The sequence below is a fragment of the Streptomyces sp. NPDC005393 genome (assembly GCF_040606675.1).
Taxonomy (GTDB): Bacteria; Actinomycetota; Actinomycetes; order Streptomycetales; family Streptomycetaceae; genus Streptomyces.
Genome location: NZ_JBEXFG010000043.1, coordinates 1 through 23,929, shown reverse-complemented (window position 1 = coordinate 23,929; position 23,929 = coordinate 1). Strand labels below are relative to the sequence as shown.

23 protein-coding genes and 4 pseudogenes are annotated in these 23,929 nt (G+C 67.5%); 19 read left to right on the top strand and 8 right to left on the bottom strand.

Annotation, left to right across the window (positions count from 1 at the left end; all coding sequences use genetic code 11):
• Positions 1-30: 30 nt before the first annotated feature.
• Positions 31-159: pseudogene (locus ABZS71_RS27980) on the top strand (DUF255 domain-containing protein); the annotation flags it as partial.
• A gap of 14 nt (positions 160-173) precedes the next feature.
• Positions 174-679, top strand: a pseudogene (locus tag ABZS71_RS27975) (transposase); the annotation flags it as partial.
• A gap of 277 nt (positions 680-956) precedes the next feature.
• Here the strand turns inward: ABZS71_RS27975 and ABZS71_RS27970 are convergent.
• Both ABZS71_RS27970 and ABZS71_RS27965 read right to left on the bottom strand, forming a co-directional pair.
• Positions 957-1,088: a hypothetical protein gene (locus tag ABZS71_RS27970; RefSeq protein ID WP_355860013.1), complete on the bottom strand. Its 132-nt coding sequence runs from the start codon at positions 1,086-1,088 to the stop codon at positions 957-959.
• A gap of 106 nt (positions 1,089-1,194) precedes the next feature.
• A complete protein-coding gene (locus tag ABZS71_RS27965; RefSeq protein WP_355860015.1) occupies positions 1,195-2,196 on the bottom strand; it encodes a LacI family DNA-binding transcriptional regulator in 1,002 nt (333 codons plus the stop codon).
• 212 nt (positions 2,197-2,408) lie between these two features.
• Here ABZS71_RS27965 and ABZS71_RS27960 point away from each other — a divergent pair, with 212 nt between their 5' ends.
• The 13 genes from ABZS71_RS27960 to ABZS71_RS27900 all read left to right on the top strand — a co-directional run bounded on the left by ABZS71_RS27960 (position 2,409) and on the right by ABZS71_RS27900 (position 13,590).
• On the top strand, positions 2,409-2,627 hold the full coding sequence (locus ABZS71_RS27960) for a PfkB family carbohydrate kinase (protein ID WP_356214528.1): 219 nt from the start codon (positions 2,409-2,411) through the stop codon (positions 2,625-2,627).
• Between the two features lie 15 nt (positions 2,628-2,642).
• Complete coding sequence (locus ABZS71_RS27955) at positions 2,643-3,119, top strand: nuclear transport factor 2 family protein (protein WP_356214526.1); 477 nt, start codon at positions 2,643-2,645, stop codon at positions 3,117-3,119.
• 160 nt (positions 3,120-3,279) lie between these two features.
• On the top strand, positions 3,280-4,746 hold the full coding sequence (locus ABZS71_RS27950; protein WP_356214524.1) for a nicotinate phosphoribosyltransferase: 1,467 nt from the start codon (positions 3,280-3,282) through the stop codon (positions 4,744-4,746).
• A gap of 138 nt (positions 4,747-4,884) precedes the next feature.
• Complete coding sequence (locus ABZS71_RS27945) at positions 4,885-5,979, top strand: LLM class flavin-dependent oxidoreductase (protein ID WP_355860020.1); 1,095 nt, start codon at positions 4,885-4,887, stop codon at positions 5,977-5,979.
• A gap of 69 nt (positions 5,980-6,048) precedes the next feature.
• Positions 6,049-6,432, top strand: a complete 384-nt coding sequence (locus tag ABZS71_RS27940; protein ID WP_356214522.1) for an NIPSNAP family protein — start codon at positions 6,049-6,051, stop codon at positions 6,430-6,432.
• A 158-nt stretch (positions 6,433-6,590) separates the two neighbouring features.
• Positions 6,591-8,096 (top strand): aldehyde dehydrogenase, encoded by a 1,506-nt coding sequence (locus ABZS71_RS27935; RefSeq protein WP_356214520.1) that lies wholly within the window; start codon positions 6,591-6,593, stop codon positions 8,094-8,096.
• 47 nt (positions 8,097-8,143) lie between these two features.
• Entirely contained in the window at positions 8,144-8,782 is a 639-nt protein-coding gene (locus tag ABZS71_RS27930) for an HAD-IB family phosphatase (protein WP_356214518.1), read from the top strand.
• Positions 8,782-9,546, top strand: a complete 765-nt coding sequence (locus ABZS71_RS27925; protein WP_356214516.1) for a glutamine amidotransferase — start codon at positions 8,782-8,784, stop codon at positions 9,544-9,546. Before ABZS71_RS27930 ends, ABZS71_RS27925 begins: the two co-directional genes overlap by 1 nt.
• Before the next feature lie 49 nt (positions 9,547-9,595).
• The gene (locus ABZS71_RS27920) at positions 9,596-9,904 is read left to right on the top strand and encodes a LacI family DNA-binding transcriptional regulator (protein ID WP_355860028.1); all 309 of its coding nucleotides are present in this window, start codon (positions 9,596-9,598) and stop codon (positions 9,902-9,904) included.
• Positions 9,901-10,848 (top strand): PfkB family carbohydrate kinase, encoded by a 948-nt coding sequence (locus ABZS71_RS27915; protein ID WP_356214514.1) that lies wholly within the window; start codon positions 9,901-9,903, stop codon positions 10,846-10,848. Before ABZS71_RS27920 ends, ABZS71_RS27915 begins: the two co-directional genes overlap by 4 nt.
• Before the next feature lie 128 nt (positions 10,849-10,976).
• The gene (locus ABZS71_RS27910; protein ID WP_355860032.1) at positions 10,977-11,969 is read left to right on the top strand and encodes a ribose-phosphate pyrophosphokinase; all 993 of its coding nucleotides are present in this window, start codon (positions 10,977-10,979) and stop codon (positions 11,967-11,969) included.
• A 43-nt stretch (positions 11,970-12,012) separates the two neighbouring features.
• The gene (locus tag ABZS71_RS27905; protein WP_355860034.1) at positions 12,013-13,317 is read left to right on the top strand and encodes an amidohydrolase family protein; all 1,305 of its coding nucleotides are present in this window, start codon (positions 12,013-12,015) and stop codon (positions 13,315-13,317) included.
• Between the two features lie 84 nt (positions 13,318-13,401).
• Complete coding sequence (locus tag ABZS71_RS27900; RefSeq protein WP_356214512.1) at positions 13,402-13,590, top strand: tautomerase family protein; 189 nt, start codon at positions 13,402-13,404, stop codon at positions 13,588-13,590.
• A gap of 172 nt (positions 13,591-13,762) precedes the next feature.
• Here ABZS71_RS27900 and ABZS71_RS27895 read toward each other — a convergent pair whose 3' ends face one another.
• Positions 13,763-13,954 (bottom strand): hypothetical protein, encoded by a 192-nt coding sequence (locus ABZS71_RS27895; RefSeq protein WP_355860037.1) that lies wholly within the window; start codon positions 13,952-13,954, stop codon positions 13,763-13,765.
• 41 nt (positions 13,955-13,995) lie between these two features.
• On the opposite strand from ABZS71_RS27895, the gene ABZS71_RS27890 reads away from it, so the two are divergent.
• Entirely contained in the window at positions 13,996-14,946 is a 951-nt protein-coding gene (locus ABZS71_RS27890; protein WP_355860039.1) for a flavin reductase, read from the top strand.
• 369 nt (positions 14,947-15,315) lie between these two features.
• A pseudogene (locus ABZS71_RS27885) lies at positions 15,316-15,399 on the top strand (hypothetical protein); the annotation flags it as partial.
• Between the two features lie 376 nt (positions 15,400-15,775).
• Here the strand turns inward: ABZS71_RS27885 and ABZS71_RS27880 are convergent.
• The gene (locus ABZS71_RS27880) at positions 15,776-16,069 is read right to left on the bottom strand and encodes a hypothetical protein (protein WP_356214585.1); all 294 of its coding nucleotides are present in this window, start codon (positions 16,067-16,069) and stop codon (positions 15,776-15,778) included.
• A gap of 268 nt (positions 16,070-16,337) precedes the next feature.
• On the opposite strand from ABZS71_RS27880, the pseudogene ABZS71_RS27875 reads away from it, so the two are divergent.
• A pseudogene (locus ABZS71_RS27875) lies at positions 16,338-18,392 on the top strand (thioredoxin domain-containing protein).
• Positions 18,393-18,431: 39 nt separating this feature from the next.
• Here ABZS71_RS27875 and ABZS71_RS27870 read toward each other — a convergent pair.
• Together ABZS71_RS27870 and ABZS71_RS27865 are read right to left on the bottom strand one after the other, a co-directional pair.
• Entirely contained in the window at positions 18,432-19,046 is a 615-nt protein-coding gene (locus ABZS71_RS27870) for a TetR family transcriptional regulator (protein ID WP_356214510.1), read from the bottom strand.
• A gap of 38 nt (positions 19,047-19,084) precedes the next feature.
• Positions 19,085-19,786 carry a hemolysin III family protein gene (locus ABZS71_RS27865; protein ID WP_356214508.1) on the bottom strand — a complete coding sequence of 234 codons (702 nt, stop codon included), beginning with the start codon at positions 19,784-19,786 and terminating at the stop codon, positions 19,085-19,087.
• A 256-nt stretch (positions 19,787-20,042) separates the two neighbouring features.
• Between ABZS71_RS27865 and ABZS71_RS27860 the strand changes: the two genes are divergently transcribed.
• Positions 20,043-21,908 (top strand): phosphoenolpyruvate carboxykinase (GTP), encoded by a 1,866-nt coding sequence (locus ABZS71_RS27860; RefSeq protein WP_356214506.1) that lies wholly within the window; start codon positions 20,043-20,045, stop codon positions 21,906-21,908.
• Positions 21,909-21,989: 81 nt separating this feature from the next.
• On the opposite strand, the gene ABZS71_RS27855 is transcribed toward ABZS71_RS27860, so the two are convergent.
• Complete coding sequence (locus tag ABZS71_RS27855) at positions 21,990-22,403, bottom strand: hypothetical protein (protein ID WP_356214504.1); 414 nt, start codon at positions 22,401-22,403, stop codon at positions 21,990-21,992.
• A 72-nt stretch (positions 22,404-22,475) separates the two neighbouring features.
• Positions 22,476-23,687, bottom strand: coding sequence for a pyridoxal phosphate-dependent aminotransferase (locus ABZS71_RS27850; RefSeq protein ID WP_355855596.1), 1,212 nt, complete (start codon positions 23,685-23,687; stop codon positions 22,476-22,478).
• Between the last annotated feature and the right edge of the window lie 242 nt (positions 23,688-23,929).

Below are 23,929 nucleotides of genomic sequence, written 5' to 3'. Positions count from 1 at the left end.
GCGGGGGTTCAGGTGGGGGAGGATGGGGCCATGCCGAACCATCTGGCGCACGAGACGTCCCCTTACCTCCTCCAGCACGCAGACAATCCGGTCGACTGGCGGCCGTGGTCCGACGATGCGTTCGAGGAAGCGCGTCGGCGCGGGGTCCCCGTGCTGCTGAGCGTCGGCAGGCGTTGTGGGAGCCGTTTCGGCGGGTGGTGCCGCCTGCGGAAGTCAGACGCCCACAGGGCGGCGGGCGGAGGCGGGCGGGCGACCGTTAGGTTTTGACCGCGATCGTGTTCGTGGCGGCGTCCGGCTGCTCCTGGCGGCAATTGCCGCCGGTGTTCGGGCCAGCCAGGCCCGCCGCGACGCTTCGCCCAGTGGTCCAAAGCGCGGGTGTGGGCCCGGCTGCACCGTGTCATCCTCGACGAACTCGGTGTCCGTGGCGAGTTGGACTGGTCGCGCTGCGCCATCGATTCCGTCAGCGTCCGCGCCCTCGAAGGGGGCGACTGACGGGACCGACTCCGACCGATCGTGGCGAACTCGGATCGAAAATCCACGTCATAGTCGACTGATGGAATCTGCCGATCTCCGTCGCTAACGCCTCGCCCTGCGGCCTCTCGTGACAGGCATACCTCCCATCCGCAGTCCACGCGGGCCACGACGCCGTCGACCATGCAAACTGCACGGAGACAAGGGCTCACCAACTGATACGACATCTCGCAATGCCAGTTACACCACTCGTTTGACAGTCCCGTGTGGTGTAGCGGGCGATGCCGTAGGTCGATGGTCCAGGTTCCGGCAGCCTCGTTGTCGATGCGCGCACCGGTCGGCTGGTCCCCACCTCGTGCGTCTCGCTGATCGCGACGGTCACGGCGAAGAACGCGCTGAAGGCATCGGTGGGCGCGGTGCGTTCCAAGGCGCCATGGCGTGCTCGGAGGGGGCGACGGCTCCGTCGTTGTCTTCGTCGCACTCGCTCACGCTGCCCCGGCGGCGGTGCCCGCCCGGCCGATGGCGTCCCAGTCGATGTGCCGGGCACCACGGCGCTCGTGCATGGAGTCGATCTCGGTCCGGTCGATCGCGCCGTCGGCGCCGTATGAGGACGCCATCCCCGCGAGCGCTCAGCGGCGGCGTCTACGGAGAGAATCCTGAGGGGCTGGTGCCCGGCCACACGGTCGGATGCCCGCCCCCCAGGCCTCGATGCCCGGACGCTACTCAGCCGGCGGGGAGCGGTCCTGTCGACTCTCGGATCTTCAGCGAGACCGACGAAGGCGGCGGAGAGGCCGGCTCGGCGCCGTCCACCATGCCGAGCAGCAGCTTGGCGGCCTTCACGCCCATCTCCCGCGCGGGCTGCCGGACGGTGGTGAGACCCGGAGTGAGGAGGGAAGCGAACGGCAGGTCGTCGAACCCGACCACTGAGACGTCCTCCGGCACCCGCAGGCCGGCGCGGCGACAGTAGGAGAGAGCACCGATCGCCATCAGGTCGTTCGCGCAGATCAGCGCTGTCGGCCGCTCGCCCGCGGGGCGGCTCAGGATCTCCGCGGCCAGTTGCTCGCCCGACGACATCCGGTAGTCGCCGACGAGCAGAGGTACGGTGTCGGGATCCAGCCCGGCGGCGGCGATGGCTTCGCGGTAGCCCGAGAGGCGCTGTTCGGCCGTCCAGAGCTCGAGCGGGCCGCTGAGGATGGCCAGTTGCTCGTGCCCGAGAGAGGTAACGTGGGCCGCGATCTCCCGCGCGCCCCGACGGTTCTGCGAGACCACGCACGGCAGGCCGAAGCCGGGGAGCTTCTCGTCAACGAGGACGACGGGACCGACCCGGGTCAGCTCCACCAGAGGCTCCATCCGGGTCTCGGCTCCGGACAGGTAGATGAGCCCGTCGAGCCGCTGGCTGCGCAGCAACCGGCTGTTCCAGGACTCGCCGTCACCGGTTGCCTCCGGCGTACAGAAGACCACCAGGACATCCTTCTCGGACGCGGCCTGCTCCACTCCCTCGGCGATCATCGCGAAGTACTGGTTCACCAGGTCGGGGACTACAAGACCGACAGTGGCCACACTGCGACGCTTGAGGTTGCGGGCCGACTCGTTCGGCAAATAGCCCAGCGCGCTGACGGCCTCCAGCACCCGTACGCGCCGGTCGGCGGCGACGGGTCCGCTGTCGTTGAGCACATAGCTCACCGTGCTGACCGCGACTCCCGCCCGCTCAGCGACATCCTTCATCGTGGGCCTGCGCGTCGGCATGGCTCCCCGAACCCCATCCCTCTATGTCGGTATGTCGCGCTCCAGTCACGATCGCGTGAGATAACCATACTCGATTCTACCCAGCGACCGGCCCGCCTGATCGGTCGCACGGAGGCGACCGTCGTATCGTCCCGCGACAGAGCGTCTTGGGATAACGCTGTGGCTCCATCTGGAATACGCCGGAGGAAGCGGTGCGGCCCGTTGCCTCCCGCGTTGCGGTGGACCGGATCGGGTGTAGAGCGTCCAAGCCGGTCACTGCGGTCGACACGACCGGTGCCGGCGACACGTTCAATGGCGTACTCGCGAAGTGCCTGGCCAGTGGTGACGACACCGGGGCCGCTGTCCGGGCCGCGGCCACGGCCGTATCGCTGACTGTCACCCGTCGCCCGCGCCCGGTCCGGGGTGCCTGAAGCGGCACGGATCGAGTGGGCCGACGCCGGGCGCACGCGACGACTGCAGCGGCGGCCTACGGGAACAGCCGGGCCGCCGTCGACGCCTTCGCTTCGGCCTGGGCCGCCGGGAATGTGGACGCGCTGATGGCCCTGATGGCGCCGGAGTGCGAGTTCCAGCTCTCGGTGGGTCCCGAGTCCGGCGTCCGGTCCGTCGGTCGTGCCGAGGTCGAGCGAGATCTCCGGATGCACCTCGCCCCTGCGGCGGGCCGGCGGCCGGAGGCTGTCGGCACGGGGAACCTCTTCGGCGACCACTTCGCGGTCACCCGGTGGACGATCCGCGCGATCGGCGGGGACGGGCAGACGTCCGAAGCCCACGGCTGCGACGTCTTCGAGCTGGACGGCGACCTCATCCGGGTCGAGGCCACCTGCCCCAGGGCCAGGAGCACGGATCTCCTAAGCCACCTGACAACCGATCGAAACGCACCGTTTACACGGTGGATCTCGCTGTGAGACAGTGACCGACTAGAAAGGTTTCTACAAGGCAGATCGATGATCGGTGAGGGTGAATGGGCGGTTCAGGTCGACTGCTCCACCTTCACGTTAGAACCGTTAATAGTCCGCTGCGGCCGACTCGGCCGTCAGAGGGCCACCCAGAGGGAGGGTGCAACCAATGTCCTTGGGCGAGCAGTTCGACAACCTCATCATCAACACCGACAACTACAAGCACTGCCACTATCCGCTGTACCCGCCGGGCACTGAGTACATCTCGTCGTACATCGAGTCCCGCGGCGGCACGTACCCCGTGACCATGTTCGTCGGCCTCCAGGCCTTCATACGCGACTACCTCATGCGCCCGGTGACGCTGGAGGATGTAGACGCGGCGGAGTACCTCATGCGTGAGCAGGGGATGCACTTCAACCGCCAGAACTGGTTGGGCGTCATCAACGACCACGGCGGCTACCTGCCGGTGGAGATCGAGGCAGTCCCCGAGGGCACGGTCCTCCCCACCCGCAACGTCCTCGTGCAGCTCGTCAACACCGACCCGAAGTACTACTGGGCGACCAGCTTCTTCGAGACGGCACTGCTGCGTGCAGTGTGGTACCCGACATCGGTCGGCACCATCAGCTGGCTCTCGAAGCAGGTGATCCGGACGGCCCTTGAGCGCACCTCCGACAACGAGCACCTCGTGCGCTTCATGCTCCACGACTACGGTGCACGCGGTGTCAGCTCGCAGCAGTCTGCTGCACTCGGGGGCATGGCGCACCTGGTGAACTTCAACCAGAGCGACACAACGCCAGGCATCCTCGCCGCGAAGCGCTGGTACAACGCCGTCGCCCCGTCCAACTCCGGCCCGAACTCCGAGCACGCGGGATTCACAGCCTGGGGCCGCGACCATGAGGTCGAGGCGATCCGGAACATGCTGGAGACGCACCGCGACCACGGTGTCGTGCTGGTCCTCACCGACACCTACGACCACGAGAACTGCGTCAAGAACATTCTCGGCGGTGAGTTGAAGGAGATGGTCCAGAAGTTCCCCGGCTTCGTGGGAGCGCGCCCCGACTCCGGAGACGTCGTGCAGGTGACGGCCGACACGACCGAGTGGCTGATGGACTCCTTCGGCTACGAGACCAACAGCAAGGGCTTCAAGCTGCTGCCTCCGTTCATCCGGGTCGTCCAGGGAGACGGCCTCACAGCGACGAGCCTCCGAGACGTGTACATCGAGCTCGAACGCCGTGGTCTGGCCGCAGACAACGCAGTCTGCGGCATGGGCGGCGGTCTGCTTCAGCACGTCAACCGCGACACGATGAACTTCGGCCAGAAGGCCAACGCCGTCTGCGTCAACGGCGAGTGGCGCAACATTTCCAAAACCCCGACCGGTGCCGACTTCAAGGTGTCGAAGGCCGGCCGACTGGCTCTCATCAAGGAGAACGGCGAGTACAAGACGGTCCCGCGGGACTCGGTCGCCCCCGAGCAGAACCTCCTCCAGCCCGTCTTCCGCAACGGGAAGCTCCTGAAGAAATGGGACTTCTCGGAGCTGATTGCCGCCAGCGAGGAACCGGTGCCGCAGAAGTGGTACGAGAGCTGGATCGCTCCGATGCTGGAGACCACCCCGGCCGTGGAGCCGGTCGCCACCTGAACCCACAGATGCACGGGGCGTCGATGATGCCGTCCCGGGCATCGTGGTTTCCGACGTTGCCGTGGATGACTGGGGCCGGGCGCGTCGGCAACCGCTTCCGGCCCCTGGTCAAGAGCGAACACAGTTGAGGAGTGCACGATGGCAATGAAATTCTGGGTAACGGCTCCGTTCTTCTACCCGGACATGACTCGGCCCTGGTCAGAGGTCTTGGACAGCATGATCAGGATCGTCGATGCCGCCGAGGAGCTCGGCTTCGAGGGGATCACGATCAACGAGAACCAGTTCCAGAACTACGTGAGCAATCCCTCGGCGATGATGTTCGCGGCGGTTGCAGCAGCGCGGACCGAGCGGCTCAGGATCGTCCCGGGCGTGGTCGTCCTGCCGGCCTACAATCCGCTCCTGGTCGCCTCTGAGATGAGCCTCCTGGATCATCTCGCGCCGGGGCGAATCGGCATCGGTGTGGCACGCGGCGGCAGCCGGTTCCAGCTCGACCGGCTCGGGGTGAAGCCGGAGAACCAGCGTGTGCTGTACGAAGAGGCGCTGGAGATCGTCCGTCGCCTCTTCACCGAGGACGACGTGTCCCATGACGGTCAGTTCTTCTCGTTCCCGCCGACGACCCTGGTTCCGAAGCCGGTGACGAAGCCGCACCCCGAAATCTGGGTCGCATCGCAGAGCACCAACGGTGTCCGCAGGGTCGCCCAACAGGGCCTGAACCTGATCACGGCGCCGAATTACGGCAACTTCGAGCCATACGGCGACCTGGAGGAACTGATCGAGAGTTACAACGACGAGATCGCCAAGACCGGGAATCCTCGCGGAGAGGTCATGGTGCTCCGCCACACCTGGGTCGGTCGCACCGAGGAGGAGGCGTTGGAGTACTTCGATGACGTGGTGAACGAGTACAACTACTATATGGCGCTGGTCAAGGGCCCCGGCACCGTCGATACGCGCGAAGGCCGCCTCGCCACTCGCGACGTGGGCGAGAGCCGTGACTTCGTGCACCGCGGGAATATGCGGCCTGAACAGCACTCCTTCTCCAAGGACAACCTGCTCGAGAAGTACGCCGACCCGGTGCTCACCACGCCTGATCGCATGATCGAGCGGTTCAAGGCCTACGAGAGGATGGGAGTGGACCACCTGGCATGCCTCATCGCGGTCGGCATGCCCACCGACGCGATCATCAAGAACATGGAGATGATGGCTGCCGAGGTCCTTCCTGCGTTCGCTGACTAGCGTCGCTCGTTCCGCCGGTGAATCTGAGGCCATGAGCGGGACAAGAGGGCGGCACCACCGTCCTCCGCCGTGACGGGTCAGAACTCGAAGACAGCAGAGGAAATCAGCAAGGTGATCTACGAGGTGCGCGAGTACGTCCCGGTGCCGGGTCGGCTGGGAGATGTCGTCGACCTGTTCAGGTCGGTCGTGATCCCACTCTTCCGCAAGCACAGGATGGAGATTACCCAGGCGGGTTGCACCACCATCGGTGACAACTCCTTCAACGAACTCGTCTACACGATGAGGTTCTCCGACTTGGCTGAGTTGGAGCGTAAGTGGGGGGCATTCCTCGCAGATCCTGACTGGGCGTCAGCGCTGGCCACTCGCGAGGAGAACGGCCCGCTCTACCAAGCCATCCGCCGGCGGGTAGTCGATTCCGCACTCTTCGACGAGGTGCTGAAGGACTCCGTCTGATTCCGCAGTTACACATCCTCAGGCCGCCCGCTGGCGGTACTCGACCGCGGAGACGGTGCTCCACCGCCGAACGGGTGCGATGCGATGAAGGTCCGGTCGGCAATTGATGACAACCACGAGTACTGCCGCAGCCGAACATTTGGAGGTCAACGATTCCCATGACGACCAAGACAACAGGATCGCCCATCGCGAACTCAGAGAAGTTCTACATCGATGGGAAGTGGGTCGACTCGTCGACGAACCACACGATCGACGTGGTCGAAGCCTCGACGGAGGAGCTGTACTTCACTGTCGCTGAGGCCGAAGCGGCGGATGTCGCACGAGCAGTGGGAGCGGCTCGCCGAGCCTTTGACGAAGGTCCGTGGCCACGGATGTCGCCGACCCGGCGGGCGGAATACCTCCGCGCCATTGCCCAGGCTGTTGCTGAGCGCGTCGATGACATGGTCCAGTTGTGGCCACGTGAGTCAGGCGTCATCGCCCGCGTGGTGCCGGCTGTCATGGAGGAGGTCCCGGCGGCGTTCACCTACTACGCCGATCTCGCCGATCGGTACCCGTTCGAGCAGGAGGCACCCACCAGCTCGGGCGAAGGCTTCGGGATGATTGTCGGCGAGCCCGTGGGCGTCGTCGGAGCGATCATCCCGTGGAACACGCCGATGCATCTGATCGCGTACAAGCTCGCCCCCGCGCTGCTCGCCGGGTGCACGGTGATCGTCAAGGCGTCCCCCGAGGCTCCAGGGGCCGCGTACGTGATCGCGGAGATCGCCGAACAGGTCGGGCTCCCCCCGGGTGTTGTGAACGTGCTCACCGCCGACAGGGAGGCGTCCGAGACGCTGGTGAGCGATCACCGCGTCGACAAGATTACCTTCACCGGTTCCACGGAGGTCGGTAAGAGGATCGCCGGGATCATGGCCGAGCGCATCGGGCGATACACACTTGAGCTCGGAGGCAAGTCGGCGGCCGTCATCCTCGAGGACATGGACATTGCCGAGGCGGCGGACAGCCTGACCGGCGGTACATGCTTTCTCTCCGGCCAGATCTGTGCATCGCTGACCCGGATCATTGTGCCTCGCCATCGGCATGACGAGATGGTCGAGGCCCTCGCTGACCGGTTCTCTCGGATCAAGGTCGGGAACCCGTTCGACCCCAGCGTCGAGATGGGGCCGCTGACCTCACAGCGGCAGCGTGAGCGGGTCGAAGGCTACGTCCAGATCGGCAAGGACGAAGGAGCGACTCTCGCGTTCGGTGGCAGCCGACCCAAGGATCTCAACCGGGGCTGGTTCATTGAGCCGACGGTCTTCGGGAATGTCGACAACTCCTCGCGGATCGCCCGGGAGGAGATCTTCGGACCAGTGATTTCAGTCATCGCTGCGGCGGACGAGGAAGACGCGATCCGTGTCGCGAACGACTCGGTGTTCGGCCTCAATGCTGCTGTGTTCACCCGTGACGCGGCACGTGGCCGAGAGGTGGCCAGGCGTTTGCGCGCTGGGACTGTCGGACAGAACGGCAACCGGGCGGACTTCGGGATCGGCTTCGGGGGCTTCAAGCAGTCGGGGATCGGGCGTGAGGGTGGCGTCGCGGGTCTGCTCCCGTACCTGGAGAACAAGACCATAGTGCTCGACCAGAACCCGCGTCTCTCCTCATCCGAAGAGCAGCTGGGAAAGTGAGCAACTCCGCTGAGACCGCTGCCGTCGGTTGCCTCCACGTCTTCGACATGGACGGCACCCTCCTGAGGAGCACCGCCACCATCGAACTGGCCCGTCAGATGGGCCAGCTCAAGGCTGGGCGGGAAATCGAGAAGAAGTGGGTCGAGGAGAAGATCTCGGACACTGACTTCTGGTTGCGACTCCTCGACATCTGCAAAGGCGCAACCGCTGCCGACCTCGACGAGGCGTTCCAGAACGCGCCCTGGATGAAAGGGATCGCCGGAACCTTCGCAGATATCCGATCTCGCGGTGAGGAGGTGATCGTGATCTCCCAGTCGCCGACGTTCTTCGTCCGCGGGCTCGAGCTCTGGGGAGCCGATGAGACCTACGGCTCGGCCGTGGAGTTGGGAAGCCCGCTGGGGGACTCAGCCACGCTGATGCCAGAAGAAAAGGTGGCGATCACCGAGTCGGCCCTCGCTGCTCGCAGCCTGAGCGCGGATGACTGTGTGGTTTACGGGGACTCCTCCAGCGACGTGGGGCTCTTCAAGGCGTTCTCGCACACGGTCGCGGTGAACCCGACGCCCATTTTGGCGCCACTGGCCGCGACGAGCTACGTGGGGACCGACATTCGCGAGGCGTACGCGATGGGTCGCCAACTCCTCCCTGCATCAACCAGAAAGCAATCAGAGCAAGGAAGTCCAAACTGATGAGCGTTACCGGGTCGTCGATCAAGGTCCTGTTCGTGGGAGAGTCGTGGGTGAAGCACACGATCCACATGAAGGGCTTCGACCAGTTCCACTCGACCGAGTACGAAGAGGGCGCGGGGTATTTCCTTGACTGCCTCGATGACGCAGGCTTCGACGTCAGCTACGTCCGGGGCCACGAGATCACATTGCGGTTCCCCCGCTCGGCGGAGGAGCTCGACGAGTTCGACGTAGTCGTCATCTCCGACATCGGATCCAACTCCTTCCTGCTGCCCGACGAGACCTTCCTGAGGTCGGAGAAGTCGCCAAACCGGCTCGGCCTGGTGGCGGATTTCGTCCAGCGAGGCGGTGGCCTGGTCATGATCGGGGGGTATCTTTCCTTCACCGGGATCGACGGTAAGGGCCGATACGGCATGAGCCCGCTTGCCGAGCCGCTGCCGGTGACGATGCTGCCGTATGACGACCGTGTCGAGAGGTCGGAGGGCGTCGAGGTGGAGGTCTGCGAGCCCGATCACCCGGTCCTCGGCGGCACGCCGTCCGACTGGCCGCACCTGCTCGGCTACAACAAGCTCATGGCGAAGCCAGACGCCACCGTCGTGGCGCGGGTGGGCGAGGATCCGATGCTGGTCGTCGGTGAGTACGGCCAGGGCCGGACGGCTGCGTTCGCCTCCGATCTCGCTCCGCACTGGGCACCTCCGGAGTTCCTGGACTGGCCGCACTATGCCGGGATGTGGACGGCCATGCTTTCGTGGACCGCACAGGCGTAGGCAGCGCGGACGCTTGCCGAACAGGTGCCGAGAGTTTGGCCGGAGTGACGTGACAGATCCCCATCAGCGGCGCCCCATCATGAAGGACACGGTGGCGAACGCCCAGGTGTCGTCGAGCTCGGTCAGCCACGTGCTGAACGACTCAGGACCGGTCGCGCCCGAGCGCCAGCGGCGGGTACGCGACGCGGTTCGTCTACTTGAGTACGCGCGCGACGAGTCTGGAGTGACGGAGCCGACCTCGTCCCGGGACGCCCTGGTCTCGGTGGCGGTGCACGGTCGCGAGGTCGACACGATGACCGAACTGGAGACGAAGGTGCAGTTGAGAGAGTCGGTGTGCAGACCGGTGGACGAGGCATGAGCGGCCGGCTGCTGGTCGTCGGAGCATTGAATGTCGACATGGTCGTCACCGCGCCCAAGCTGCCGGGGCCAGGGGAGACCGTCGTGGGGGCCGACCTGCAGCGTCACGGCGGCGGGAAGGGCGGCAACTCGGCTGTCGCGGCAGTGCGCTCGGGGGCCGATGTCCGCTATGTCGGCGCCGTCGGACGTGACGAGCTCGGGATGACTGCGCTGGCCGAGCTGCGTGCCGAAGGGATCGATGTCACCGACGTCGTGATCAAGGAGGGATCCGCCACTGGAGCTGCCCTCATCGTCGTGGATTCCGTCGGCGAGAACCAGATTGCTGTAGCTGCGGGCGCAAACGCCGCGGTCGCTGCCCAGGACGTGAGCACCGCGGTGGAGCGAGCGAGCGGGTGGCCGGGTTGCGTCCTGGTCAGCACCGAGATCTCGGTGGCGGCAGTTGCCACCGCCGTCGAGGCCGCGACAGCACAAGGCTGGCTCTGCGTGCTCAACCCGGCTCCGGTCGAGCCCGGCATCCGAGAGCTCCTCAAGCTCGCGCCGATCATCACGCCGAACCAGGGTGAGCTGCGAGACCTCTACCGTCTGCTCGGCGAGCACGGAGACCCGCCGGTGGAGATGATGGCGGCCGCGGTGGCGTCCCACACCAAGGCGCCGGTGGTCGTCACGTTGGGTGCCGACGGTGTGCTCTCGTGTGGTGCTGACGGAGTCAGCACCCGGATCCCGGCTGGTTCGGCACGTCGGGTGGTCGACACCACCGGCGCCGGCGACACCTTCAACGGCGTGTTCGCCGCCAGCCTGGCAGCGGGGGAGGACGTCACCAGTGCGGCTCGTCGCGGCGTGGTGGCTGCGGCGTTGTCGGTCGAGTCGGCGGGAGCGCGCACGAGCATGCCGAGTGCGCCAACGATCGACGTGGTGCTGGCGACCGCCGACAGTACGAACACGTGATTCAGGTGGGCTATCAGTGATTTTTATTGACCCGAGTAGAAAGGTTTCTACTTCATGAATCAGAGCAGGCACAGTACAGGAGAGTCGGACAGTCGCGCAGGCGTTGGCACCGAAGGACCAGTGATTTCATGAACGCGTCGTTGCAGGCGGATTGCGGCAAGCGGCTCATGGTGTTCTCGGGCCGCTCCAACGCGCCGCTGGCGGGTGCCATCGCCGAGCTCCTCAAGATCGAGCTCGGCAAAGTGACCCTCAAGACGTTCTCCAGCGGAGAGGTTTACAGCAGGTTCGAAGAATCGATTCGAGGCGCGGATGTCTTCATCGTCCAGCCGATGTGCGCGAACCCCGAGACCGGTGTCAACGCCAACGACTCGCTCCTGGAGCTCCTGGTGATGGCGGACGCTGCCGTCGGTTCGAGCGCACACCGCGTGATCGCAGTGACTCCGTGGTACGGGTACTCGCGGCAGGACAAGAAGTCGGCTCCGCGCGAGCCGATCTCGGCGCGCATGGTGGCGCGCGCTCTCGAGGCGACGGGTGTCGACCGCGTGCTGACGATGGACCTGCACGCCGGCCAGCTGCAGGGTTTCTTCGGCATCCCGGTGGACCACATGACCGCCGTGGGTATCCTCGGTGACTACTTCGCCGGCCTCGGCGACGACCTGGTGATCGTCGCTCCGGATGCGGGCCGGGTGAAGCTCAACAAGCAGTTCGCCACCCAGACCGGGGCCGGCCTGGCAATCCTGGACAAGGAGCGGCCGCAGCAGCAGGTCGCCGAGATCAACACCGTCATCGGTGATGTCCGCGGGAAGACCGCGATCGTGGTCGACGACATCATCGACACGGCGGGCACGCTGTGCGCAGCAGGAGAGGCGCTCATGCGCGCGGGGGCTCGTCGAGTGCTCGCCGCGGCGACCCACGGCGTCTTCAGCGGGCCTGCGTTCGAGCGACTTGCCGCGTCACCGTTCGAGCGGGTCGTCGTCACGGACACAATCCCGCTCCGCGCAGGTGCTCCCGCCAAGATCGAGGTGCTTTCCTGTGCCCCGTTGCTCGCGGACACGATCAGCAGGATATTCACCGACGGCTCCGTGAGCGCGGTCTTCGGTGGAAGAAACCACACGTTCTGAGGGGAACAGACATGTCGGATCCAGAGACCTTCCTGGACTTGCGGTGACACCCGGCGACATCGCCATCGAGGGCGGCGTGGTCTGGTCGGGGCCGGGTGAGCACCACGAAGACGGGCTCGTCCATATCCGAGCGGGCACGGTGGTCTACGCAGGGCCAAGGGTAGACGGCAAGGTGCCGCAGGGGACCCCGTGTCTCGACGCCGCGGGTTGCACAGTCCTGCCCGGCCTGATCGACGCACACGTCCACCTGACGACCAACTCCGATCACCACCACGTGATTGCGAGTGATGTCTTCCGCGGCCAGGTGAGCAAGCCGGGCAAGCTGCTGCACGGGCTGCGGAACGCCCACCGATCGCTCGCCGCCGGATTCACGACGCTGCGGGTCATGGGGCACCGCGGCGCCGGAGAGATCCAGCTTCGCGATTTCATTGATGAAGGGCTGGCCGTCGGACCTCGTTTGCTGGTCGCGCCGTGGTGGATCACGATGACAAACGGTCACGGCGATCTGTTCTACCCGCCGTACACACAGCGGGAGCAGTGGGACACGGCGGACGGCATCGACGAGTGCCGCAAGCTGGTGCGGCTCCACGCCAAGGCTGGTGCGGACTTCATCAAGGTGATGGCCAGCGGAGGGATGTCGAAGGGCGAACGGCCGAGCTGGCCAAATTACAGTGCTGCCGAGTTGACTGCCATCGTCGAGACAGCCCACGAGTTGGACCTGCGGGTCGCGGCTCACGCACTCTCCGCGGAAGGCATCCGGCGCAGCCTCGCGGCAGGTGTCGACTCCATCGAGCACGGCTCGTACCTCGAGGAAGACATGGCGGCCGAGATGGCTGAGCGTGGGACCTTCCTCGTCCCCACGATGTCCTTCAACGACTGGTGCCAACGGGAGGGGACGCTCCGTGGTCTGACCGCACAGGGGGTGGCTGATCTCAGTGACGCACACGACCGGACCCTCGAGTCGTTCGCACTGGCGCGCGAGGCAGGGGTCAGGGTGGTGATGGGCACCGACTCCTCGGGGACCCTGTGCCCGTTCGGGGCGCACGCTCGAGAGCTCGAACTGTACGTGGAGCACGGCATGTCCACCGACGAAGCGCTCGCCACCGCTACGGCGAACGCGGCGTCGCTGCTGGACCGACCGGAGCTCGGCTCACTGCGGCCCGGTGCCGTCGGAGATGTCGTCGTCGTGGAGGGGAACGTGCTTACGGACATCAGTCGCCTGGCCCAGCCCTCCAACATCAGGCACGTCGTGCGGGCTGGGCGTGACCTCAGCGGCTATTTGCGCGGTGTATCGGAGGTGCTCGACCTCCGGGCAGCTGAATACCCGACCCGGTCCGACGGGTCCTGATCGACCAGCGACACGACCGAGGCCGACCCACCAGGCTCGACGGTCCTCCCACCCTGGAACCACGAGAGAAGGAGAAAGAGAACAATGGCTCACATCGAAGCTTCGTTCTTCAACAGGCGTTTCGACGACGAGAAGTTCAGCGAGCAGATGGTCGAGGCGCTTACCCATGCGGTCGCCTCGGTCCTGGGCGAGGACGCGGGGAACGACACGAGCGTCATCCTGCACAGTGTCGAGCCGTCGCGCTGGGGCTACCGCGGCAAGCTGCTGGGCTGAACAGCGGGGCCCTGCAGACCGGACTCATGCCCGCGACCAGCGGCTTGTCAGACCGACGACTGTTGGCCGACGACAGGCTCGTCGGCCAACATGTCTACGCCCGCGCGCGACCTCTCAGCACCGAGTACATCTCCAGCTGCATCGAGTCCCGCGGGGGCGAGCCCGAGCCCTGCTACGCGCCGGTATTCGCGCCCATGCCGGCCGCAGCCGGGGCGTCGAGGCGGGAGGCCCTCACCGGGCCCTCCTCCTGGGCCCCTGACGGCAGGTCTTCTGCCCTTCCCCCGCTGTCGGAGTGCAGGAGGTTGATGTCGTTCAGCAACAGCCACACGGGCAGCATGGGCGGGTCCAGTTCGGGAACCGTCACGTCGACCGCCTTTCCCAAGGCAGAACGAGGAGTGGAAGAAGATGTCGGACTTTAAAGACCTGGTGCGTTCGGCCTGGGATGCTGCCTGGAACCACGGGGACTCTGATGCCCTGGACGAGATTGTCCATCCCGACTACGCGTTGGAGAACGCCGGGCTGGGGCGTACCTCGGGACTGGCCGAGCTGAAGGGCCAGGTCCGCGACATGCGGGCCGCCATTCCCAACCTGCAGACGACAGTGGACATGATCGTCGTGGACGGCGACGACTTCGCGATCTTCTGGTCGGCTACGGGGATGTTCATAAACGCATTTGGCGACGTCCCCCCGACAGGCCGTACTCTCCAGGCCCGAGGCGCGATCCAGGGAGCGCTCCGCGAGGGCCGGATCATCCGCGAGCGCGTGACGTGGGACCCCAGCGTCGAGATGCTCTCCGACCTGGGAGCGCCAGGGCTGGAGTCGGCATTCGAGCGAGCCGGGACACATGTCGGCGTCGGCGAGCCCGATGAGGGGCCCAGCATCGAGGAGCTCAAGGAGTTCAATCGCAAGTTCGTGACCGGTGTCACGGTGGTGACGGCCAGCGACTCCGCTGGTCGACCCCGCGGGCTGGCCGTCAGCGCCTACATGCCCATATCGCTGGATCCGCCGCTGGTGGTCGTGTGTGTGCAGAAGACGTCGTCGACCTACCCTTCGCTCTTCGAGTCCGGGCACCTCGGCATCAACATCATCGCCAACACGCAGCGGGCGGTGGTGGACAGGTTCGCCTCCAAGGCCGAGGACAAGTTCGCCGGGCTCGACTGGCACACCGCACCGGCGGGGTCTCCGCTCATCCGCGGGGCATCCGCCTCGATCGAGGCGGAGATCAAGGAGCGCTTCCGGGCCAAGACCCATGTGGTTATCGTCGCCAGAATCCGCTATCTGGAGGTCTCCAGCGTGGACCCGATGGTCTACAAGGCCGGGAAGTTCTACGACGGCGCGTCGCTCGAGGAGATCTGAACAGTCCTCGACGATCGCAGGGCTCACCTCCGCAGGCGGATGGGGCATGCGCCTCACGTTCCCCGGCAGCCGCCCCAGCGCCCGGGCGCTGGGGCCGCCGTGCGCGTCGCCATGACTGAGCGCCCACGCTCGGCGACTCTCCCCGAGCCTCCGAGCGTGCCCTTGTCCGCGACGCAGAACCTGGTGACCTTGGGCACCGTCCCCGGCGTGCGGCATGCGAGGGTGTGCGCGCGGTCATCGTGGTGGCCGACAGGCGATGCCACCGCAGACGACCAGCGCCCCCGCGACCGGCGGGCTCCATGATCAACTCGTCGTCGATGCAAGGGTTCGCGGGCGACGTCCTGCTGGCCGCGTAACGGCACGAGCAAGGCGGCCGTCAACTACCTGACCATGTCCATCGCGACCGGCTTCGGCCGCCGGGGCATCCGCGCCAACGCCATCGCTCCGGGCTGATTCCGCCGCCCGGCACGCTGGGCGGGACCGGCGCGGTCCCGCACCGGCTGGAAGCCGTCGCTGCGACGGACCTGATCCCCCACTCGCAACTGCTCGACGCGCCGGGGAGCAGGCGGACGTCGCGCACCGTGCTGTTCCTCGCCCCCAGGCGAGTCCCGGTTCATCACCGGGCAGGGCCTGTACGTGGACGGCGGCTTCACCGCGCACATGCCCACCTACGCCGACCGGCGCAGGACGAGGCGGCCCACCCGGGCGCGGCGGACCGGCGCACCTGAGTCCGGGCCGCGCGACCCGGGCGGAGCTTGAGCAGCGAGATCGAGGTGCTGCGCATGCTGGCGGAAGGGCTCGGCAACGGCGAGATCCGCGGCCGCCTCAACTATTCCGAGCGCACCATCAAGCCCGGCCGCCGCCCGTCGGCAGCTTTCTGCCGCCGACCACCTCCTCGGTGGCGTTGATCGTGTTGCAGCCCCAGGCGCGCAGGTCCCCCTCCAGGCCGTCGCGCAGCCAGGCGGCCTTGCCGCTCCTGCCACAGGCGGAGGTTGTGCGGGTACATCAGGTTGGTCTCGTCGGCGTGCGTCACGCCGATGCTGACGATCCCCGCGCCTCCCGGGTCGACCAGGCTCCACCGGTCGGCCGTCTTCACCACGGTGAAGGCCGTCTTGTCGGTCATCAGACTTCTCCCTTCGGCCCCGGCGCGGGCGGAAGCGTGGGGCGACGGGGCAGTCATCCTCCCACCCGGTTATGCGGTTACGCGGTGGATTTGGTGCCTCTGGCTCGTGGGGACCGGCGCGATCAGAGGGCCTGTCAGCTGATGCTGGCTACGTAGGCGCCCTGATCGAGACGGGCCGACGGGCCGCCCGCGCATGTATGGCTACCGTTATTCCACGCCCGACGCGGACGACCACTCGTCACAGCCCAGATCGTGCGACGATGCAGTTATGAACCGACTTGCCAATGAGCAGTCGCCCTACCTGCTCCAGCACGCCTCCAATCCGGTGGACTGGTGGCCATGGGGAGAGGAGGCGATGAAGGAAGCTAAGCGGCGGGACGTACCCATCCTCTTGAGTGTGGGGTATGCGTCCTGCCACTTATAGCTTCTGCTAATTTACTGGTGCCATGTCATGGCCCATGAATCCTTCGAGGACGAGGCGACCGCCGACTATCTCAACGCCCACTTCGTCTCCGTGAAGGTCGACCGCGAGGAGCGACCGGACGTCGACGCCGTGTACATGGAGGCGGTGCAGGCCGCCACCGGCCAGGGCGGCTGGCCGATGACGGTGTTCCTGACCCCGGACGCCGAGCCCTTCTACTTCGGCACGTACTTCCCGCCCAAGCCCCGGCACGGCATGCCCTCCTTCCGGCAGGTGCTGGAGGGCGTCCGGGCCGCGTGGGCGGACCGGCGGGACGAGGTCCGCGACGTCGCCGGGCGGATCGTCCAGGACCTGGCCCAGCGCACCGGCATCTCCCTGGGCTCCGGCGCACCCCAGCCGCCCGGCACCGAGGATCTGCATGCCGCGCTGATGGGGCTGACCCGCGAATTCGACGCCGTGCGCGGCGGGTTCGGGGGCGCGCCGAAGTTCCCGCCGTCCATGGCGCTGGAGTTCCTGCTGCGCCACCATGCCCGCACCGGCTCCGAAGGCGCGCTCCAGATGGCGCAGGCCACCTGCGAGGCGATGGCCCGTGGCGGCATCTATGACCAGCTCGGCGGCGGTTTCTCGCGCTACTCCGTCGATGCCGGCTGGGTGGTGCCGCACTTCGAGAAGATGCTGTATGACAACGCGCTGTTGTGCCGGGTCTACGCACATGTGTGGCGGGCCACCGGCTCGGATCTCGCCCGTCGCGTCGCCCTGGAGACGGCGGACTTCCTGGTCCGCGACATGGGCACCGCACAGGGCGGCTTCGCCTCCGCGCTGGACGCCGACAGCGACGACGGCACCGGGAGGCATGTCGAGGGCGCGTACTACGTCTGGACGCCGGAGCAGCTGCGCGAGGTGCTGGGCGAGTCGGACGCGGACTTCGCCGCCGGGTACTTCGGGGTCACCGAGGACGGCACCTTCGAGGAGGGCGCCTCGGTGCTCCGGCTTCCCGACGGTGAGCGGCTGACGGACGCCGCGCGCGTCGCCTCCGTACGGGAGCGGCTGCTGGCCGCGCGCGAGCGGCGGGCCCGCCCCGGGCGCGACGACAAGGTCGTCGCCGCCTGGAACGGCCTGGCCATCGCGGCCCTCGCCGAGACCGGGGCGTACTTCGACCGCCCCGACCTCATCGAGGCCGCCACCGAGGCCGCCGACCTGCTCGTACGGCTCCATATGGACCAGCACGGGCGGCTGGGCCGGACCTCGCTGGGCGGCGTCCGCGGTGGTCACGCGGGTGTGCTCGAGGACTACGCCGATGTGGCCGAGGGCTTTCTCGCCCTCTCGGCGGTGACCGGGGAGGGCGTCTGGGTCGACTTCGCCGGACTGCTCCTGGACACCGTGCTGCGCCACTTCGCCGCCGAGGACGGCACGCTGTACGACACCGCCGACGACGCGGAGGCGCTCATCCGCCGCCCCCAGGACCCCACCGACAACGCCGCCCCCTCCGGCTGGACGGCCGCCGCCGGGGCACTGCTGTCCTACGCCGCCGTCACCGGAAGCGCCCGGCACCGGGAGGCGGCCGAGCGGGCGCTGGGTGTGGTGAAGGCGCTCGGCGCGCGCGTGCCGCGCTTCATCGGCTGGGGGCTGGCGGTGGCCGAGGCGCGGCTCGACGGGCCGCGCGAGGTGGCCGTCGTCGGGCCCGACGACGACCCGTCGACCCGGGCTCTGCACCGCGCCGCCCTGCTGGGCACCGCGCCGGGGGCGGTTGTCGCGGTCGGTGAGCCGGGTTCGGAGGAGGTCCCGCTGCTGTCGGACCGGCCGCTGCTGGAGGGGCGTCCGGCCGCGTACGTGTGCCGCCACTTCACGTGCGACGCGCCGACGGCTGATGCCGAGGCGCTGGCGGCGAAGCTCGGGGGGTGACCGTGGGCCGGGGGCGGGTGGGTCCGGCCTCTTGCCGCCTTACAGGGGCAGGCCGCGGGCGAGGACGTCGAGCGCGCGGTCGATGGTTTCTTCCATGTCCTCGACCCGCTGGTGGTCGAAGCAGTGGAAGACGGCTTCCTGAAGGGCGCCGATAACGGCCCCGACGACCACCCGGACCTCGAAGTCGTCCGGTGCCCGGCCGCTGCGTTCGGCCAGTACCCCGCCGAGCATGACGCCGGTTCTGGCCAGGCCCTCGCCCATGCGGGCGCGCAGGGCCGGGGACTGGCGTATGAGGGCCAGCCGGGCCGGCGTCTCGTCGCGCTCCTTGCCGGCGAACTGCTCCAGGAGGCCGACGGTGACATGACGCAGGGCAGTGATCGGCGGTTCGTCCAGGGGGCGGTCTCGGATCGCGTCCGCGATGAGCGCGTCGTACTCGTCCGTGAGGACGATGTCCTCCTTCGTGGGGAAGTACCGGAGGACGGTGCTGGGGGAGACCTCGGCGGCTTCCGCGATCTGGTCCACCGGGGTCGCGTCGTAGCCCTGCTCCGCGAAGAGGCGGTAGGCGGCGCGCTGGATCGCCTGCCGGGTCTGGATCTTCTTCCGCTCCCGCAGCCCGGGCTTGGGCTGCGGGGCGGACGTCGTACGGGGGGCCATGTGTCTCATTCTCGGGCGATGGCACGGCCCGGGCGGGGTCAGGAGTGCTGGTACGCCACCAGCGAGATGCCGACGTAGTGCACGACGAAGGCTGCCAGCGTGAAGGAGTGGAACAGCTCGTGGAAGCCGAACCAGCGGGGTGAGGGGTTGGGGCGCTTGGTTCCGTAGATCACCGCGCCCACGCTGTAGAGCAGTCCGCCGATGATGATCAGCGTCATGACGGCGATGCCGCCGGTGCGCATGAAGTCGGGGAGGAAGAAGACCGCCGCCCAGCCCAGGGCGATGTAGCACGGGGTGTAGAGCCAGCGCGGGGCGCCGACCCAGAAGACCCGGAAGGCGATTCCGGCGAGCGCCCCGGCCCATACCAGCCACAGGAGGAGCTGCTGCTTGCCGTGCGGCAGAAGCAGCAGCGTGAAGGGCGTGTAGGTACCGGCGATGATCAGGAAGATATTGGCGTGGTCCAGCCGCCGTAGTACGGCGTTGCCCCGCGGGCCCCAATTGCCGCGGTGGTAGAGCGCGCTCGTGCCGAACAGCGCGCACGCGGTGACGGTGAAGATGGCGCATGCCACCCGGCCGCGGGGGCTGTCGGCGAGGGCGGTCAGCACGACGCCCGCGATCAGCGCGGCCGGGAACATGCCGGCGTGCAGCCAGCCGCGCAGCATCGGCTTGACGAGGGGCGGTGGAGCTGCTTCAGGCCCTGGGGGGGTGTGGGAGGCGGCGTCGGGCGCGGCGGCAGTCATGGCGCTCATGCTACCTACGCCACCGTAAGTTACCGGTCTGTGTCGAGTGGTGATGGTCACCAAGGTGCCCACTGGACAGATCGGCCGCACAGTCGGATGATCAAATGAGCGCGGTCGGCACCGGATGAGCTGAGCATCCGGGTCGCAGCCCCCAAGGGGTAGCTGTCTCCATATGCGGATATGCGTGCACATATCCGCCTACAACCCTCAATCGATGACGCCGGAGCTGTGTGGTTCCCGGCGGAATGGAGCGATCGTGGCGCCCAGCAATGTGGCTTCCTCCCTCACCACCACCCCGAGCCCCACGAACCACCAGGAACTCATCTCCTGGGTGGGCGAGATCGCCGCCCTCACCCAGCCCGACCAGGTGGTGTGGTGCGACGGCTCGGAGGCGGAGTACGACCGCCTGTGCGCGGAGCTTGTGGAGAAGGGGACCTTCCAGCGTCTGGATCCGATCAAGCGGCCGAACTCGTACTACGCGGCCTCCGATCCGAGCGATGTGGCGCGCGTCGAGGACCGCACCTTCATCTGCTCCGAGAAGGAGGCGGACGCCGGCCCGACCAATCACTGGAAACACCCTTCCGAGATGCGTGCCATCTTTTGCGGAGAAGAAGGCGGTGTCGCGGGCGAACAGGGCATATTCCGGGGCTCGATGCGCGGCCGGACCATGTACGTCGTGCCGTTCTGCATGGGCCCGCTCGGCTCGCCGCTGTCCGCGATCGGTGTCGAGATCACCGACTCCGCCTACGTCGCCGTCTCCATGCGCACCATGACCCGCATGGGGCAGCAGGTTCTCGACGTCCTCGGTGACGAGGGCTTCTTCGTGAAGGCCGTCCACACCCTCGGCGCCCCGCTGGAGCCGGGCCAGACCGATGTCCCCTGGCCGTGCAACTCGACCAAGTACATCTCGCACTTCCCCGAGAGCCGGGAGATCTGGTCCTACGGCTCCGGCTACGGCGGCAACGCCCTGCTCGGCAAGAAGTGCTACGCCCTGCGCATCGCCTCCGTGATGGCCCGCGACGAGGGCTGGCTGGCCGAGCACATGCTGATCCTCAAGCTCACCCCGCCGCGCGGTGAGGCGAAGTACGTCGCCGCGGCGTTCCCGAGCGCCTGCGGCAAGACCAACCTCGCGATGCTGGAGCCGACCATCCCCGGCTGGACGGTCGAGACGATCGGCGACGACATCGCCTGGATGCGGTTCGGTGAGGACGGCCAGCTGTACGCCATCAACCCCGAGGCCGGCTTCTTCGGCGTCGCGCCCGGCACCGGCGAGCACACCAACGCCAACGCCATGAAGACCCTGTGGGGCAATTCGGTCTTCACCAATGTCGCCCTCACCGACGACGGCGATGTGTGGTGGGAGGGCATGACCGAGGAGCCGCCCGCTTCTCTGACCGACTGGAAGGGCAACGACTGGACCCCGGCCAGTGAGACCCCCGCGGCCCACCCCAACGCCCGTTTCACCGTGCCGGCCGGCCAGTGCCCGATCATCGCGCCCGAGTGGGAGGACCCCAAGGGCGTGCCGATCTCGGCGATCCTCTTCGGCGGCCGCCGCGCCAGCGCGGTGCCGCTGGTCACCGAGTCCTTCGACTGGCAGCACGGCGTCTTCCTCGGCGCGAACGTGGCGAGCGAGAAGACCGCGGCGGCCGAGGGCAAGGTCGGCGAGCTGCGCCGCGACCCGTTCGCGATGCTGCCGTTCTGCGGCTACAACATGGGCGACTACATGGCCCACTGGGTCAAGGTCGGCAAGACCTCCGACGAGGAGGCCGCGGCCAAGCTGCCGAAGATCTACTACGTCAACTGGTTCCGCAAGGACGCCGGCGGGCGCTTCGTGTGGCCGGGCTTCGGTGAGAACAGCCGGGTGCTGAAGTGGATCGTGGACCGCCTGGACGGCAAGGCCGAGGGCGTCGAGACCCCGATCGGCGTGCTGCCGACGCGCGACGCGCTGGACACCGCCGGTCTCGACCTCGACGACGCCTCCCTCGATCTGCTGCTCACCGTCGACAAGGACGTCTGGCGCGAGGAGGCGGCCCTGGTGCCCGACCACCTGAACACCTTCGGCGAGCACACGCCCAAGGAGATGTGGGACGAGTACCACGCGCTGGTGAAGCGCCTGGGCTGATCCGCCCGCCCCTGGAGGCCGGGGCCCGCACTCAGGTGCGGGCCCCGGCCTCTTGGCGGTGCGCGAATCGGCCGCGGGCCGCTACGCGGCGACGCCCAGCGCCGCCGCGTGGGACTTCAGGCGCTCGGCCGCCAGCGTCGTGGCCGCCGTGTCGTTGCGGGACGTGGCCACCACCAGCGCCCAGCCCGCCAGGGTATGGGCCCGCTGGTGGAGGGCCGCGATATGCGTCGGCTCCGAGATCGCGGTCGTGGGGGCCGCGCGGAACGGGGCGCGGCCGTCGCGCAGGCGGGCGGCCTGGTCGGCGATCCGATCGGCGGCGTCGTCAAGGCCGGGATCCGGGGCGAGGGCGCGCAGCTCGTCGGTCACGGTCAGCAGGGCGGTCAGATGTCCGGCCAGCCGGATGTCCAGCTCCTCCTCGCGGGAGCGGTGCGGGAAGTCGGCGGGCTCGGGCTCGGCCATGCTGTGGACCGACTTGCCGCGGATCGGTTCGTACATGGATGGCCTCCAAGGGTTCAGGAGACCATCCTAACTTGGACGCTGTCTAAAGTTGAGTCGCCGCTAAGATGATCAGGGCTGTCCGTATCCGTCGAGGAAGTTCCCGATCCGGGTCACCGCGTCGGCCAGGTCCTTCTTCGCGGGGAGCGTGACGATGCGGAAGTGATCCGGCTCCGGCCAGTTGAAGCCCGTACCGTGCACGATCATGATCTTCTCGGCGCGCAGCAGATCGAGCACCATCTGCCGGTCGTCCTTGATCTTGTAGACCTTGGGGTCGAGCCTCGGGAAGGCGTACAGCGCACCCTTCGGCTTGACGCAGGTGACGCCCGGAATCTGGGTCAGCAGCTCATGGGCGGTGTCGCGCTGCTCCAGCAGCCGGCCACCGGGGAGCACCAGGTCGTTGATCGACTGACGGCCGCCCAGGGCCGTGGCCACCGCGTGCTGCGCCGGCATATTGGCGCACAGCCGCATATTGGCGAGGATCGTCAGCCCCTCCAGATAGCTGGTGGCGTGGGCCTTCGGACCGCAGACCGCCAGCCAGCCGCTGCGGTAGCCCGCGACCCGGTACGCCTTGGAGAGCCCGTTGAAGGTCAGGGTCAGCAGATCCGGGGCGATGGCGGTGGTCGGGGTGTGGGTGGCCCCGTCGTAGAGGATCTTGTCGTAGATCTCGTCGGAGCAGACGATCAGCCGGTGGCGGCGGGCGATGTCGGTGATGCCGCGCAGCACCTCGTCGCTGTAGACGGCGCCCGTCGGGTTGTTCGGGTTGATGATGACGATCGCCTTGGTGCGGTCGGTCACCTTGCGCTCGATATCGGCCAGGTCCGGCAGCCAGTCCGCCTGCTCGTCGCAGCGGTAGTGGACGGCGGTGCCGCCGGCGAGGGAGACCGCGGCGGTCCACAGCGGATAGTCGGGGGAGGGGACGAGGACCTCGTCACCGTCGTCGAGCAGCCCCTGCATCGCCATCTGGATCAGCTCGGAGACGCCGTTGCCGAGGAAGATGTCCTCGACATCGAGGTCGACGCCCTTGGTCTGGTAGTGCTGCATCACCGCGCGCCGCGCGGTGAGCAGACCCTTGGCGTCGCCGTAGCCATGGGCGTCGCCGAGGTTCCGCAGCATGTCCTCAAGGATCTCCGGGGGGCATTCGAAGCCGAAGGTCGCCGGGTTGCCGGTGTTGAGCTTGAGAATGCGGTGACCCGCTGCCTCCAGTCGCATCGCCTCCTCGAGTACCGGGCCACGGATTTCGTAGCAGACGTTGGAGAGCTTCGTGGACTGGATCACCTGCATGTCGGTCACCTTACGGGGGTGTATCGGGAGTCGCTCGGTGTTTTTCGCCACGTGGACGGTGTGCGGGAGCGCTCGCGGGTGGGTGTCATGGCGTCGCGCGCCGCCGTCCGCCCGGCTTTGTGGAGGCCGAGCTGGGCCGCCGCGCCCCTAGATGAATGAGTCCAAGGGGTGCCGTCGCGGTTAGTGATCGTAGGCGATCAGTGACCGCTTGATGGGTTGCCCTTCCTTGTCGTTGTGCCAGA